This is a genomic window from Streptomyces luteogriseus (genome assembly GCF_014205055.1).
In the GTDB taxonomy this organism is placed as follows: Bacteria; Actinomycetota; Actinomycetes; order Streptomycetales; family Streptomycetaceae; genus Streptomyces; species Streptomyces luteogriseus.
In genome coordinates this window covers 3,507,867-3,521,737 of sequence record NZ_JACHMS010000001.1, presented here as the reverse complement: position 1 = coordinate 3,521,737, position 13,871 = coordinate 3,507,867, and the positions used below count along the sequence as shown (strand labels likewise).

The 13,871-nt window shown below is 71.0% G+C and carries 15 protein-coding genes; 9 read left to right on the top strand and 6 right to left on the bottom strand.

The window, feature by feature from the left end; all coding sequences use genetic code 11:
• Nucleotides 1-98 precede the first annotated feature (98 nt).
• The 5 genes from BJ965_RS15120 (at nt 99) to BJ965_RS15100 (ending at nt 5,213) form a co-directional block, all read left to right on the top strand.
• On the top strand, nt 99-980 hold the full coding sequence (locus BJ965_RS15120; protein ID WP_313666874.1) for a polysaccharide deacetylase family protein: 882 nt from the start codon (nt 99-101) through the stop codon (nt 978-980).
• Nucleotides 977-1,705 carry a polysaccharide deacetylase family protein gene (locus BJ965_RS15115; protein WP_184909122.1) on the top strand — a complete coding sequence of 243 codons (729 nt, stop codon included), beginning with the start codon at nt 977-979 and terminating at the stop codon, nt 1,703-1,705. The genes BJ965_RS15120 and BJ965_RS15115 overlap by 4 nt, the downstream gene beginning before the upstream one ends.
• A gap of 238 nt (nt 1,706-1,943) precedes the next feature.
• Entirely contained in the window at nt 1,944-2,252 is a 309-nt protein-coding gene (gene groES / locus BJ965_RS15110; protein ID WP_003974211.1) for a co-chaperone GroES, read from the top strand.
• Between the two features lie 115 nt (nt 2,253-2,367).
• The gene (gene groL / locus BJ965_RS15105; RefSeq protein ID WP_184909121.1) at nt 2,368-3,993 is read left to right on the top strand and encodes a chaperonin GroEL; all 1,626 of its coding nucleotides are present in this window, start codon (nt 2,368-2,370) and stop codon (nt 3,991-3,993) included.
• A gap of 161 nt (nt 3,994-4,154) precedes the next feature.
• Entirely contained in the window at nt 4,155-5,213 is a 1,059-nt protein-coding gene (locus BJ965_RS15100) for a hypothetical protein (RefSeq protein WP_184909120.1), read from the top strand.
• Between the two features lie 162 nt (nt 5,214-5,375).
• Here the strand turns inward: BJ965_RS15100 and BJ965_RS15095 are convergent, their stop codons facing one another.
• The 5 genes from BJ965_RS15095 to BJ965_RS15080 all read right to left on the bottom strand — a co-directional run bounded on the left by BJ965_RS15095 (nt 5,376) and on the right by BJ965_RS15080 (nt 8,717).
• Nucleotides 5,376-5,981 (bottom strand): hypothetical protein, encoded by a 606-nt coding sequence (locus tag BJ965_RS15095; RefSeq protein ID WP_246545903.1) that lies wholly within the window; start codon nt 5,979-5,981, stop codon nt 5,376-5,378.
• A gap of 15 nt (nt 5,982-5,996) precedes the next feature.
• Nucleotides 5,997-6,152: a hypothetical protein gene (locus tag BJ965_RS39335; RefSeq protein ID WP_246545902.1), complete on the bottom strand. Its 156-nt coding sequence runs from the start codon at nt 6,150-6,152 to the stop codon at nt 5,997-5,999.
• Between the two features lie 210 nt (nt 6,153-6,362).
• Nucleotides 6,363-7,070 (bottom strand): ester cyclase, encoded by a 708-nt coding sequence (locus BJ965_RS15090; RefSeq protein ID WP_184909119.1) that lies wholly within the window; start codon nt 7,068-7,070, stop codon nt 6,363-6,365.
• Between the two features lie 110 nt (nt 7,071-7,180).
• Nucleotides 7,181-7,954: an SDR family NAD(P)-dependent oxidoreductase gene (locus BJ965_RS15085; RefSeq protein ID WP_184909118.1), complete on the bottom strand. Its 774-nt coding sequence runs from the start codon at nt 7,952-7,954 to the stop codon at nt 7,181-7,183.
• A gap of 94 nt (nt 7,955-8,048) precedes the next feature.
• Complete coding sequence (locus tag BJ965_RS15080) at nt 8,049-8,717, bottom strand: MOSC domain-containing protein (protein ID WP_184909117.1); 669 nt, start codon at nt 8,715-8,717, stop codon at nt 8,049-8,051.
• Between the two features lie 81 nt (nt 8,718-8,798).
• Here BJ965_RS15080 and BJ965_RS15075 point away from each other — a divergent pair, with 81 nt between their 5' ends.
• Nucleotides 8,799-9,698, top strand: coding sequence for a LysR family transcriptional regulator (locus BJ965_RS15075; RefSeq protein WP_184909116.1), 900 nt, complete (start codon nt 8,799-8,801; stop codon nt 9,696-9,698).
• Between the two features lie 62 nt (nt 9,699-9,760).
• Here the strand turns inward: BJ965_RS15075 and BJ965_RS15070 are convergent, their stop codons facing one another.
• A complete protein-coding gene (locus BJ965_RS15070) occupies nt 9,761-10,090 on the bottom strand; it encodes a WhiB family transcriptional regulator (RefSeq protein ID WP_004927066.1) in 330 nt (109 codons plus the stop codon).
• A gap of 380 nt (nt 10,091-10,470) precedes the next feature.
• On the opposite strand from BJ965_RS15070, the gene BJ965_RS15065 reads away from it, so the two are divergent.
• The 3 genes from BJ965_RS15065 (at nt 10,471) to guaB (ending at nt 13,780) form a co-directional block, all read left to right on the top strand.
• Entirely contained in the window at nt 10,471-11,082 is a 612-nt protein-coding gene (locus BJ965_RS15065) for a response regulator transcription factor (protein WP_003948568.1), read from the top strand.
• 451 nt (nt 11,083-11,533) lie between these two features.
• Complete coding sequence (locus tag BJ965_RS15060; RefSeq protein WP_033311556.1) at nt 11,534-12,121, top strand: sigma-70 family RNA polymerase sigma factor; 588 nt, start codon at nt 11,534-11,536, stop codon at nt 12,119-12,121.
• Between the two features lie 153 nt (nt 12,122-12,274).
• The gene (guaB, locus tag BJ965_RS15055) at nt 12,275-13,780 is read left to right on the top strand and encodes an IMP dehydrogenase (RefSeq protein WP_030854672.1); all 1,506 of its coding nucleotides are present in this window, start codon (nt 12,275-12,277) and stop codon (nt 13,778-13,780) included.
• The last annotated feature ends 91 nt before the right edge of the window (nt 13,781-13,871 follow it).

Genomic DNA, 13,871 nt, shown 5'->3' with positions numbered 1-13,871 from the left:
GGGCCGGGACCGACGGGGGGCGGCTGCGAGGATCCGGCACCATGCGAGCAGTCGTACAAAATGACAAAAGCCGGGCATTGGGGCAGAGGTCCGCGGGTGTGCGGATCGGCCTCGCCGTGCTCGTCCTCGCCGCCATCGCCTCCGGCTGCGCGCAGGACGGCGGCACCGACCAGGTCACCCCGGCGGGTGGCCAGCAGCCCCTCGACGCGCCCCCGGCCCGCGCGCTCGACTCCTACGCCACCAAGCTGCGCGCCGCGCACGCCGCCCGGGTCGCCGCCGCGCACCGCTGGGGCCTGCGCAAGGTCCCCCGGGCCGCCCCGCCGGCCCCCGCGCACAAGCCCAGGATCAGGACCCGCGAGGGCTTCGAGGTGAAGGGCCACCGGGAGCTGGACCTGCCGCCCGTCTTCACCCGGGTCCCCACCCGGGACAAGGTCGTCTTCCTCACCATCGACGACGGCGCCGAGAAGGACCCCGCGTTCCTGCGGATGATGGGCGACCTGGACGTCCCGTACACCGCCTTCCTCAGCGGCTACCTGATCAAGGACGACACCCGCTACTTCCGGAGGATGCAGTCCAAGGGTGTGGTCCTGAACAACCACACCCTCCACCACCCCAACCTGCGGGGCATGTCCTACCGGGCGCAGAAGCGCGAGATCTGCGGGATGCAGCGCTACATGGAGAGGCAGTTCGGCAAGCGCCCCACCCTCTTCCGCCCGCCCTACGGCAGCTACGACCGGGCGACCCTGCGCGCCGCCAGGACCTGCGGCATCACGTACGCGCCCCTGTGGAACGAGGAGGTCTTCGCCGACCACTGGGAGTACCGCGAGGGGGATCGCAAGCTGCGCCGGGGCGACATCGTCCTCACCCACTTCCGGGGCCGCGACCAGTGGAAGGGAACCATGACCGACATGATCCGCCGTTTCCTGAACAAGGTGACGGCCCAGGGGTACGCGGTCGGGCGGCTGGAGGACTACCTGTGAGGCGGCCGGTCGCCGCCCTGTTCTGTGCGGTCCTGCTGGCCGGCTGCGCCGGAGGCGCGGGGGAGCGGCCGGAGGCCTCCGACGGCCGCGCCCAGGACCCGCCCCGCGCGGTGAGCGCCCCCGGCTCCCTGCCGCCCGTCGTGGACCATGTCCCCACCCGCGAACCCGTCGTCTTCCTCACCTACGACGACGGCGCCGAACGCGACCCCCGCTTCGTCGGCCTCGTCCGCGAACGGCGCCTCCCCGTCAGCATGTTCCTCACGGACAGCGTCGTGGGCCCCGGCTACGGCCACTTCGCCCGGCTGCGCGCGGTCGGCGCGTCCATCCAGAACCACACCCTGGACCACCCCGCCCTGCGCGGCCTGCCCTACGCCGGCCAGCGCGCCGAGATCTGCGGCCAGCAGCACAAGCTCCGCTCCCGCTTCGGCGTCAGCCCCCGCCTCTTCCGCCCGCCCTACGGCACCTACGACCGGACGACCCTGCGCGCGGCGGCCGACTGCGGCATCACGGCGGTCGTCCTGTGGCGCGCGTCCCTGACCGCCGACGGCGAACTGACCTACACCCGGGGCGAGCCCGCCCTGCGCGCCGGCGACATCGTCTCGGTGCCGGCGGGGGAGTCGATGTCCCCGAGCCTGACGGAACGGACCGGGCGGCTGCTGCGCGAGATCGAGCGGAGGGGGCTTCGGGTGGGGCGGCTGGAGGACCACCTGGAAGACCACTTGTAGGGCCACCTGGAGGACCGCCTGGAGCGCCGTCCGTGGAGAACACCCGGCCGACGCGCCGCCGGCAATTAGCAGTCCGCTTGACCGAGTGCTAATCGCAGTCATAGTCTCGGCTCTGGCACTCCTCCTAGGAGAGTGCCAACACAGCGACGGGCAGGTCCGGCACCCGCGACGACGGATCCACCTGGTCGCCACCTCAGACAGTTAACCCCGTGAGATCTCCGAAGGGGGAGGTCGGATCGTGACGACCACCAGCTCCAAGGTTGCCATCAAGCCGCTCGAGGACCGCATTGTGGTCCAGCCGCTCGACGCCGAGCAGACCACCGCCTCTGGCCTGGTCATCCCGGACACTGCCAAGGAGAAGCCCCAGGAGGGCGTCGTCCTGGCCGTGGGCCCGGGCCGCTTCGAGGACGGCAACCGTCTTCCGCTCGACGTCTCCGTCGGCGACGTCGTGCTCTACAGCAAGTACGGCGGCACCGAGGTGAAGTACAACGGCGAGGAGTACCTCGTCCTCTCGGCCCGCGACGTGCTCGCGATCGTCGAGAAGTAATTCACCCCAAGCACGTTGCTTTGAACTGCGCCCCTGGCCCCCGCGATCGACAAGAGCCGGGCGCCCGGGGCGCAGTTGCCGTTACCCCAGATTCCGGAAGAGGGCTCACGCTCCCATGGCGAAGATCCTGAAGTTCGACGAGGACGCCCGTCGCGCCCTCGAGCGCGGCGTCAACAAGCTTGCCGACACGGTCAAGGTGACGATCGGCCCCAAGGGCCGCAACGTCGTCATCGACAAGAAGTTCGGCGCTCCCACCATCACCAACGACGGTGTGACCATCGCCCGTGAGGTCGAGGTCGAGGACCCGTACGAGAACCTCGGTGCCCAGCTGGTGAAGGAGGTGGCGACCAAGACCAACGACATCGCGGGTGACGGTACGACCACCGCCACCGTGCTCGCCCAGGCGCTCGTGCGCGAGGGCCTCAAGAACGTCGCCGCCGGTGCCTCCCCGGCCGCCCTGAAGAAGGGCATCGACGCGGCCGTCGCCGCGGTCTCCGAGGAGCTCCTGGCGACCGCCCGGCCGATCGACGAGAAGTCCGACATCGCCGCCGTCGCCGGCCTGTCCGCCCAGGACAGCCAGGTCGGCGAGCTCATCGCCGAGGCCATGGACAAGGTCGGCAAGGACGGTGTCATCACCGTCGAGGAGTCCAACACCTTCGGTCTGGAGCTGGACTTCACCGAGGGCATGGCCTTCGACAAGGGCTACCTGTCGCCGTACTTCGTGACGGACCAGGAGCGCATGGAAGCCGTCCTGGACGACCCGTACATCCTCATCACGCAGGGCAAGATCTCCGCCATCGCGGATCTGCTGCCGCTGCTGGAGAAGGTCATCCAGTCCAACGCCTCCAAGCCGCTGCTGATCATCGCCGAGGACGTCGAGGGCGAGGCCCTGTCGACCCTCGTCGTGAACAAGATCCGCGGCACCTTCAACGCCGTCGCCGTGAAGGCCCCCGGCTTCGGCGACCGCCGCAAGGCGATGCTGCAGGACCTGGCCGTCCTCACCGGCGCCACGGTCGTCTCCGAGGAGGTCGGCCTCAAGCTCGACCAGGTCGGTCTGGACGTCCTCGGTTCCGCCCGCCGCGTCACCGTCACCAAGGACGACACCACGGTCGTCGACGGCGCCGGCAACAAGGACGACGTGCAGGGCCGCGTCGCCCAGATCAAGGCCGAGATCGAGTCCACCGACTCCGACTGGGACCGCGAGAAGCTCCAGGAGCGCCTCGCGAAGCTGGCCGGCGGCGTGTGCGTCATCCGCGTCGGTGCCGCCACCGAGGTCGAGCTCAAGGAGCGCAAGCACCGTCTGGAGGACGCCATCTCCGCGACCCGCGCCGCGGTCGAGGAGGGCATCGTCTCCGGTGGTGGCTCCGCGCTGGTCCACGCCGTCAAGGTCCTCGAGGGCAACCTCGGCAAGACCGGCGACGAGGCCACGGGTGTCGCGGTCGTCCGCAAGGCCGCCGTCGAGCCGCTGCGCTGGATCGCCGAGAACGCCGGCCTGGAGGGTTACGTCATCACCTCCAAGGTCGCCGAACTCGACAAGGGCCAGGGCTTCAACGCCGCGACCGGTGAGTACGGCGACCTGGTCAAGGCCGGCGTCATCGACCCGGTGAAGGTCACCCGCTCCGCCCTGGAGAACGCCGCCTCCATCGCCTCCCTCCTCCTCACGACCGAGACCCTGGTCGTCGAGAAGAAGGAAGAGGAGGAGCCGGCCGCCGGTGGTCACAGCCACGGCCACTCCCACTGAGGCTCACACCTCACGCCTGACGACGTAAGGTCGCCAGACACCGAGTGAAGGCCCGGCACCCCGGAAACGGGGCGCCGGGCCTTCGCCGTTGCGCCCGCCCGTGAAGGGAACCGCCGCGACCGTTCCCGGCCTCCTGAATACCGGAGCAGAAGGGGGTTGCGATGAGCCAGGTGCTCTACGAGGAACGGTCCCGGAATCCGCTGGCGCGCACCGCGGAACTCACCGAGGACCGGCTGCGCAGGGGCGGTCGGACCACACCGCTGGACGAGCTGAACCTGGGCGCCATGGCCGAGGCGTATCTGCGCGGACACTGGCTGGGGGGCGGCGGTGCCGAACGCCCCCTGGAGTCGCTCGTGGAGGGCCCGGGCATCGTCCCGGTCACCCGCGTGACCGGCACCACCACGCCCCTGAAGGTGCGCCGCACCGCCGACTTCGCCCGGGCACTCGGCGAACTCGCCGTCCGCAGGTGCGGCGGGGCGGACCAGGTGGCCGCGCTCGCCGCGCGGGCCCGGGCGGAGGGCGTGCCGCTGTGGATCGCACGCCGCTGTGCGCCGGGGCCCGCCGGGCCGGTCGCCGTCGCCGTGGACCGGCGCCTGGTTCGCGTGGACGTCTGGGGTCCGCACGCGCCCGCCGTACGGCTCCGGGCACCGTGGGGATATCGCCCCGACGCCGCCGACCGTGCAGGCGGCCTGGTCATGACCGTCGGTGACGTCACCGCACGCCTCGAACTGCGCAAGAAGATGCGCAAGTCCAAGAGCAGCGTCGAGATCCGGCTGTCCGACCGGCACTGGACACTGCGCCGCGAGAACGCCGAGAGCTCGTGGCTGCTGCGCGACGACCGGCGCGTCGCGCTGCTGACCCGGCCCTCACGACGGCCCGGCCCTCCGCCCGGCACGGTGCTGCTGCCGCTGGCCGACGTGCACCACGAGAGCCCCGACCCCCTGGACGCCGTCATGGCCCACGCGGTCGCCGTGTCCTTCGGCCTCGGCGACACGACGGGCCTGGCCCGGTTCCGTGCCGTGAGGTCCCGCCGGGAGACGGACGACGAACTCTGGGAGCGCCCCTGGTTCAGCAACCTCGGCAGGGACCGCGACGACAACGAACCCGGCGGAGGCGACGGCTGGGGCAGCGACGGTGGGGACGGCGGAGACGGCGGAGACGGGGGCGGGGGCGGCAGTGATGGCGGCGGAGACGGAGGAGGCGGTGGCGGGGGCGACTAGCCGTCCCGCGGCCCTCCGCTCCGCGTCCTCAGAGCGCCCGTACCCGCCGAGCAGTGCCTCGTCGACGCCGGCCGTGCCCGCCAGGTGGTGCGACACCATGAGGAACCACCGCCCGCGCAGCCAGAGGGCGGCGCGGTTCGGCGCGGGCCGCGGCGCGGTGGATCAGGCGCGCAGCCGGCGCACTCCGTTGTCGTCCGTCACCTCGTACACGTCGATCCGCAGAAGTTCGCGCACATGGGCCGGCACCCGCTCCACGGCCGTCACGGACGAGGACGGTACGACGAGTGCGTACCGTGTCCGGGGAGCCCGGCTCGTCATGCGGCGCAGCAACTGCCCGTAGGCGATGTCGGCGTCGACGCCCTTGTCGTCGGTGCGGCCCTTGGCCTCGCAGATCAGCCGATCCTCGCCGCGCACGGCTTCGAGGTCGCTCCAGCGGTCCGTGGGCTCGACGGGTGTCCACCCCTCGCCGAGCAGCCAGGCGCGGAAGGCGTCGGTGACCCGGTCCTCGTCGCTGTCCCGGGCCAGGATTTTCCGCAGCGCCGCCAGGTCGGCCTCCTCGTCGCGCCGCAGCCGCCCACGTCGGTCCGAGTCGAGGTCGGCGGGCCGGACCACGATCAGCCGCAATCCGTGAGCGGGGATCTCGGTGTGGCGGCGGGCGTCGTACAGGGCCCGCTGCTCGCCCCGGTGGACACCGCTCACGGTGAGCCGGTCCGGCTTGTCGAAGTGCGGCACCGGCTGGTCGTGCTGGAGCTCCCGGTACTCCACCACGAGTCGATGGCCGGGTCAGTACGCGTCGACAGGCAGCCTGACCTGCCGGCCCCCGGCCCCCGGGTCGCCCAGCAGCCAGTCGAACCGGTGCTGGGTCAAGGCCTCTTCGCCGAGCACGCGGTTGCACAGGCCCACCACGTACGCCTCGTCGCTGTCACCTCTCGATGCCATGGCGCGCATCTTGCCAGGTGTCAACGACAACACCGGATGCGCGGTGAGTGCCTTCTGCGGCAGCTTCGTGGCGACCTGTCTCGACATCATCCCCGCGACCTCCCGACGGCCGCTGGGCGAACGGCAGGTCCGCCCACACATCGATCATCGGCATCGTGACGGCGAAGAGGGGCGCGGAGCGAGTCCGTCGGCCGAGGGAGCGGCGGGTGGTCAGAGCTCCGCGGGATCCAGCGCCCCGAGCTGCTGCATCAGCCCCAGCCGGTCGTACTGCCACCAGCCCTCGGCGATCTTCCCGTCCGGGGTGCAGCGGTGGACGGTCGTCCCGGTCATGGTGACCTCCTGACCGGTCGGCGGGATGCCCAGGAACTCGCCGGTGTGGCGGCCACGGAAGGTCCACCTTGTGCATACCCGGTCGCCCTGGGCCATCTGGTCCTCGATGGTGAAGGAGAAGTCGAACCCGCCCCGCCACACCTCCACCTCGCGCCGGAGCGCGTCCAGCCCGATCACGTCCTGCACATTGGCGGGGTCGTGGTCGTGGTAGTCCTCGATGAACACGTCGTTGAACGGCGGAGCGCTCCCCTGGCCGGGCGCGAGCTCGAAGAACCTGCGCGCGGTGGCCGCGTACAGCTGCTCGTCCCGCACCACGTCCAGGTCCGTGAAGGTCGGCGGCCCCTCGCAGAGCGCCACCATGTCCTGGAAGATCCGGTCGGTCTCCGGCAGCCCGGAGTTGCGCATCGCCTCCTCGTACGACGGGAACTCCACGATCTCCACGATGTGCGAGGCATCGGCCCGGTCCTTCGCCACCACACTGTGCGACGCGGTCCGCTTCCCCTTGGTCTGCTCGACCCACCGGTCCATCAGCAGGTTCATCTCGTCGAGCCGGCTGGTCCTGCATTCGATGAGCTGTACGAAGGTCATGGCCTCGCCTCCGGCCCCCCTGGGTCCGGGTGAACCGTTCCATTGTCCCAAGGGGAATGCCCGGGTGCCTCTCGGCTCATGGCGTAGAAGAGGAGCCGGCCGACGCGCGCCTACTGCGGCCCGTACTTCCGTCCCGTCCTGGAGGAAACGGCCCCGAGCATCCCGCGCGGCACCAGCTTCGCCGCACCCATCAGCGCCTTGTAGCGCGGGTCGGGGACGGACAGCGTCTTGCCGCGCGCCAGATCGTGCAGCGCCGCCGCCACCAGCTTGTCCGCGTCGAGCCACATCCAGCCCGGGATGTTGTCGGTGCCCATCCCGGCCCGGTCGTGGAACTCGGTGCGCACGAACCCCGGGCAGAGCGCCATCAGCCGTACGCCGCTGCCGGCCAGGTCGCGTGCCGCGCCCTGGGTGAACTGCACGACCCAGGCCTTGGACGCGCCGTAGGTGCCCCGGGGGACGAAGGCGGCCACCGACGCGACGTTGACCACGCCGCCCCGGCCCCGCTCGCGCATGGCCTCGGTCGCCGCCGACGTCAGCCGCAGCACCGCCTCGCAGTGCACCTTCAGCATGCGCAGCTCGTCGGCCATCGAGACGTCCAGGTAGCGGCCCTTGTTGCCGAATCCGGCGTTGTTGATCAGGAGGTCGACGGGATTCCTGCGGTCACCGAGGCGTCCGGCCACCGCCTCGATCCCCTTGTCCTCGGCCAGGTCGGCCGTCAGGACCTCTGCCTCGATGCCGTGCCGGTCGTGCAGCTCGGTCGCCTGTTCCCTCAGCCGCTTGGTGTCGCGGGCCACCAGCACCAGGTTGTGCCCGTCGGCCGCCAGTCGCCGCGCGAACGCGGCCCCGATGCCTGCCGTCGATCCCGTAATCAGAGCCGTTGTCATGGCAGAAGGTTAGTGACCTGGACTGCGTGCATCCGCTTCGCCGTGGGGCCGTCCGTGGTGAAGGGTCGGTGGAGACGGGCGTGGTGAGCGGCGGTCAGGCCCCGTACCTCTCCTTGTACTCCCGCGCCGTCCGCAGCAGTTCCGGGTGCAGGGCCTCGCCCGCCGCCAGCAGCCGCGGCAGCAGCGTCCGCTCGGTCGTCACCGCCCGGAACTGCAGGGCCACGGTCACCTCGTGCCCGGGCCGGTGCACGATCTCGACGGCATCGCCCGCACGGATCTCCCCGGGCACGATCACCCGCAGATACGCCCCTGGCGCCCCCCGCTGCGTGAACCGCTTCACCCAGCCCTTCTCGTCCATGTGGCCCTGGAACGTGCGGCACGGAATCCGCCCGGAGGTGACCTCCAGCACTACCTCGGGCCCGACCCGCCAGCGCTCGCCGATCAGGGCACCGGACACGTCCAGCCCACGGGTCGTGAGGTTCTCGCCGAACGCGCCGTCGGCCAGCGTCCGGCCCAGCTCGCGCTCCCACTCGTCCATGTCCTCGCGGGCCATGGCGTACACCGCCTGGTCGTCGCCGCCGTGGTGCTCCAGCTTGCACACCGCGTCACCGGCCAGCCCGCTCCCGCCGATGCCCTTGGGCCCGGGCGCGGACACCCGCACCGGCCCGTCCACCGGCCGCTTGTCGATCCCGGTCACGCCCCCCGGGGCGTCCGCGTAGGGCACAGCCTCGGCACGGCCCAGATTCACAGACAGAAGCTTCATGCACCGCACGGTAGGCGACAGCACCCCAAAGCGTCGACGCATTATTCGCATCTTCATCAAAGGGTCGCTTATCCTCGAAGGGTGATCGAAGCTCGTCATCTCCGCGTCCTGCGCGCCGTCGCGACCACCGGCTCCTTCTCCGCCGCGGGCCGCGAACTGGGCTGCACCCAGCCCGCCGTCAGCCAGCAGATGAAGGCCCTGGAAACCTCCGTCGGTACGCCGCTGCTGATCCGCACGGGTCGTGAGATGCGCCTGACCCAGGCCGGTGAGGCCCTGGTGCGGCACGCCTCCGGGATTCTCGCCGGGCTCACGGCCGCGGAGGAGGAGGTCGCCGCCATCGCCGGGCTGCGTGCGGGCCGGGTCCGGCTCGTCTCCTTCCCCAGCGGCAGCTCCACCCTGGTCCCCACGGCGCTGGCCGCGCTGCGCGAGGCGCACCCCGGCACCCGCGTCTCCCTGGAGGAGGCCGAGCCGCCCGCCTCCGTGGGCCTGCTGCGCGAGGGCGACTGCGACGTGGCGCTCGCCTTCCGATACGAGGGGGCGGCGGGCGCGGAGGAGTGGGACGACCTCGTCGTACGGCCGCTGCTGTCGGACCGGCTCGTCGCGCTCGTGCCGGAGCGGCACCGGCTCGCCGGCGCGGAGTCCGTCGACATCGGCGAGCTCACCGAGGAGCCGTGGATCGCGGGCTGCCCGCGCTGCCGCGGACAGCTGGTCGAGGTGTGCGCGGCGGCCGGGTTCACCCCGCGCATCGACTTCGCCACCGACGACTATCCGGCCGTCGTCGGGCTGGTCGGCGCCGGTCTGGGCGTGGCGGTGCTGCCCCAGCTGGCCGTCGAGTCGGTACGGCCCCGGGGGGTGCGCACCGTGCGCCTCGAACCGGCGGTGCGGCGGGAGATCGTCGCGCTCACCCTGCCCGACCTCGCGCAGGTCCCGGCCGTGGCCGCGACCCTCGACCAGCTGACCCGGGCCGCCCGCCGCCAGTAGCGGCCCACCCGCGTCAAAAACCAACGGCACGCGTGCGCGTGCCCGTTCGAAGAAACGTTCCTTCAGTTGTTCGAGGCGGTGTGCCCGCCCGATGCCGACGCCGACACCAGCCGGTTGCGCGCCCGCCCCATGAGCTCTTCGCGCTCGTCCTCGGTCAGCCCGCCCCACACGCCGTACGGCTCGCGCACCGCCAGGGCATGGGCAGCGCACTCGGCGCGTACCGGGCACCTCATGCAGACCTCTTTGGCCGAGTTCTCACGAGCGCTCCTCGCCGCACCGCGCTCACCCTCCGGATGGAAGAACAGCGAGCTGTCCACCCCGCGACAGGCAGCCAGCAGCTGCCAGTCCCACAGGTCCGCGTTCGGTCCGGGAAGGCGGGAGAAATCTGCCATTACGTGACCCCTTGTAGCCGTTTTGGGCGGATCCGGTGTCTACGACCGTACAACTACGATCTAAGGAGATGAAAATATGACTCATTGCGAATCTAGCTCCAGACACTGGCAAAGCGGAAGAAATGGGTCTGAATGGGGCATAGGTTGTGATGAAAGTTCGAGGGTCCGCTGCGCATATCTGCACCGTGTCCGCCCCCTCACGTAGAGTGCCGAAGATGGCAGCCACCCCCGTAACTCTTTCGAGTGACCGTCGTTGAGAGTGCGAGGCGGTTGAAGGAACAAGCGCTCGGACGGGTGTCCGAGACGGTCGACCGCACAGGTGACGATTTCGTACCAGCCTGGAGGCTCAAGGTGACGCGCATCAGCTGCGGAGGGCGGTCATGACATCCGTCCTCGTCTGTGACGACTCCCCGCTTGCCCGAGAGGCGCTCCGTCGCGCGGTCGCGACCGTGCCCGGCGTAGAGCGCGTGACGACGGCGGCCAACGGCGAGGAAGTCCTCCGCCGCTGGGGGGCCGACCGCTCGGACCTGATTCTGATGGACGTACGCATGCCCGGACTGGGCGGCGTCGAGACGGTCCGGCGGCTGCTGTCCGCGGACCCCGGTGCGCGCATCATCATGCTCACCGTCGCCGAGGACCTGGACGGCGTGGCCCTCGCGGTCGCCGCCGGTGCCCGCGGCTATCTGCACAAGGACGCCTCCCGCGCGGAACTGCGCGCGACGGTGACCCAGGCCCTGGCCGACCCGACCTGGCGGCTCGCCCCGCGTCGGCTGCGCTCGGCCGAGATGGGCGCGGCGCCCACGCTCACGGCGCGTGAGATCCAGGTCCTCGAAGGCATGAGCCACGGCCGCTCGAACGCCGAGATCGGCCGCGAGCTGTTCCTCTCCGAGGACACCGTCAAGACGCACGCCCGGCGCCTGTTCAAGAAGCTGGGCGCCTCGGACCGGGCCCATGCCGTGGCGCTCGGCTTCCGGTGGGGTCTGGTGCGCTAGGGCCTGTCCTTCGGATCGGGTCGGCTTCGACGCGCGGCCTCCGGCGAGGGTCGGAGAGCGGGGGCACCTGGATGCCCCCGCGCGGACCGGAGCCGGCGGCCGACGGCAACGCCGACAGGGAGCCACTCCCGCCCGGGCGAGGCCGAGAGCCCGGGAGGGCGTGGGCGCGGGCCGACGTCCCCGGGATGATCCGAACGGCAGGTCCCAGCTGTCGTGGTGAGAGCACGGAACACCAGGTGGGCGCGGGTGGACCGGGGGTCCGTCGGAGGCCCGCTGCTCGTTTCGCCGCGGATGCCGCATCCTTGAGGGTGTGGAGTTCCTCGGGGACGAGTCGGTCGAGCGGAAGGGGAGGGCGCAGGGGATGAGTGCCGGCGCACCTGCTCATAACGCTTCGGTGCACAACAACGGGCGCGGTGCCGCGGACCCTGCGGCCGCAAGGCACCATGGACCGATGCGCGACGACGAGGCGGCCCATGCCCAGGGCGCGATCGGTGCGCTCGTCCATCGCGCCGTCGACGGGGACGAGCAGGCGACGCACGACCTGCTCGCCCATGTCCACCCCCTGGCCCTGCGCTATTGCCGCACCCGTCTGTCCCGTCTCCCGGGCGACGCGCGGCACTTCGTGGAGGACCTCGCGCAGGAGGTCTGCGTGGCGGTGCTGCTCGCGCTGCCCCGCTACCGGGACACCGGGCGTCCCTTCGAGGCGTTCGTCTTCGCCATCGCCGCTCACAAGGTCGCCGACCTGCAGCGCGCGGCCATGCGGCACCCCGGCTCGACGGCCGTCCCCTCCGACGAGATGCCCGAGCGCCCCGACGACTCCCTGGGTCCTGAGGAGCGCGCCCTGCTCAGCAGCGACGCGGAATGGGCCAAGAAGCTCCTGGCCAACCTCCCCGAGAACCAGCGGGAACTGCTGCTGCTGCGGATCGCGGTCGGGCTGACAGCCGAGGAGACCGGCCAGATGTTGGGAATGTCACCCGGTGCGGTCCGGGTGGCTCAGCACCGGGCTCTGAGCCGGCTGCGGGCGCTGGCCGAGCAGTAGCCCCGCTTCAACAACCCCCCTGCTGAACAGGCGGTGCGCCGCTTCCGTACGAACATACGAAGCCCGGAGCGGGGCGGAACCGTGGAATGAGACAGCCGCGCTTCCCGTTAGCATGGACATCCGCACCGATCAAGGCCATTTGGGGAAGGTGTCATGACTGCCAACGTCGACGGAGTGCCCGGTAAATTCGCGACACTCGGGCTGACCTACGACGACGTGCTGCTGCTGCCGGGTGCATCCGAGGTGCTCCCCAACGCGGTCGACACCTCGTCCCGCATCTCCCGCAACGTCCGGGTCAACATCCCGCTGCTCTCCGCGGCGATGGACAAGGTGACCGAGTCCCGCATGGCGATCGCGATGGCCCGCCAGGGCGGCGTCGGCGTGCTGCACCGCAACCTCTCGATCGAGGACCAGGTCAACCAGGTCGACCTGGTGAAGCGCTCCGAGTCCGGCATGGTCACCGACCCGATCACGGTGCACCCCGATGCGACGCTGGGCGAGGCCGACGCCCTGTGCGCCAAGTTCCGCATCAGCGGCGTCCCCGTCACCGACGGCAACAAGAAGCTGCTCGGCATCGTCACCAACCGCGACATGGCCTTCGAGACCGACCGCACCCGTCAGGTGCGCGAGGTCATGACGCCGATGCCGCTGGTCACCGGCAAGGTCGGCATCTCCGGCGCCGAGGCCATGGAGCTGCTGCGCCGCCACAAGATCGAGAAGCTTCCCCTGGTCGACGACGCGGGCGTCCTCAAGGGCCTCATCACGGTCAAGGACTTCGTCAAGGCCGAGCAGTACCCCAACGCGGCGAAGGACGCTGAGGGCCGGCTGCTCGTCGGCGCGGCCGTGGGCGCCAGCCCCGAGGCCCTGGAGCGTGCCCAGGCGCTCGCCGGAGCGGGTGTGGACTTCCTGGTCGTCGACACCTCGCACGGCCACAACAGCAACGCGCTCAGCTGGATGGCGAAGATCAAGTCGAGCGTGGGCGTCGACGTGATCGGCGGCAACGTCGCCACGCGTGACGGCGCCCAGGCGCTCATCGACGCCGGCGTCGACGGCATCAAGGTGGGCGTGGGCCCGGGCTCGATCTGCACCACCCGCGTGGTGGCCGGTATCGGCGTCCCGCAGGTCACGGCCATCTACGAGGCGTCCCTCGCGGCCCGTCCGGCGGGCATCCCGCTGATCGGCGACGGCGGCCTGCAGTACTCCGGTGACATCGGCAAGGCCCTGGCCGCCGGTGCCGACACGGTGATGCTCGGCAGCCTCCTCGCGGGCTGTGAGGAGTCCCCGGGCGAGCTGCAGTTCATCAACGGCAAGCAGTTCAAGTCGTACCGCGGCATGGGCTCGCTCGGCGCCATGCAGTCCCGCGGCCAGGCCAAGTCGTACTCCAAGGACCGCTACTTCCAGGCCGAGGTCGGCTCCGACGACAAGCTCGTGCCCGAGGGCATCGAGGGCCAGGTGCCCTACCGCGGTCCGCTGGCCAACGTGCTGCACCAGCTCGTCGGCGGTCTGCGCCAGACCATGGGTTACGTGGGCGCCGCCTCCATCGACGAGATGGAGACCAAGGGCCGCTTCGTCCGGATCACCTCCGCGGGCCTCAAGGAGAGTCACCCGCACGACATCCAGATGACGGTCGAGGCACCGAACTACAGCCGCAGCAAGTAGCGGCTCGGCCTTCCGAGGGCGGCTCCGGGGCATCCGGGGCCGCCCTCGTCGTGCCCGTCGGCGATACTGGAAGACGCTGCAACGCATCAGG

Coding starts and splice junctions, on each gene's coding strand:
- groL (WP_184909121.1), top strand. CDS start 2,368: ATGGCGAAGATCCTGAAGTTCGACGAGGACGCCCGTCGCGCCCTCGAG.
- BJ965_RS15100 (WP_184909120.1), top strand. CDS start 4,155: ATGAGCCAGGTGCTCTACGAGGAACGGTCCCGGAATCCGCTGGCGCGC.
- guaB (WP_030854672.1), top strand. CDS start 12,275: ATGACTGCCAACGTCGACGGAGTGCCCGGTAAATTCGCGACACTCGGG.
- BJ965_RS15070 (WP_004927066.1), bottom strand. CDS start 10,090: ATGGCAGATTTCTCCCGCCTTCCCGGACCGAACGCGGACCTGTGGGAC.
- BJ965_RS15065 (WP_003948568.1), top strand. CDS start 10,471: ATGACATCCGTCCTCGTCTGTGACGACTCCCCGCTTGCCCGAGAGGCG.
- BJ965_RS15090 (WP_184909119.1), bottom strand. CDS start 7,070: ATGACCTTCGTACAGCTCATCGAATGCAGGACCAGCCGGCTCGACGAG.
- BJ965_RS15060 (WP_033311556.1), top strand. CDS start 11,534: ATGCGCGACGACGAGGCGGCCCATGCCCAGGGCGCGATCGGTGCGCTC.
- BJ965_RS15080 (WP_184909117.1), bottom strand. CDS start 8,717: ATGAAGCTTCTGTCTGTGAATCTGGGCCGTGCCGAGGCTGTGCCCTAC.
- BJ965_RS39335 (WP_246545902.1), bottom strand. CDS start 6,152: ATGGCATCGAGAGGTGACAGCGACGAGGCGTACGTGGTGGGCCTGTGC.
- BJ965_RS15085 (WP_184909118.1), bottom strand. CDS start 7,954: ATGACAACGGCTCTGATTACGGGATCGACGGCAGGCATCGGGGCCGCG.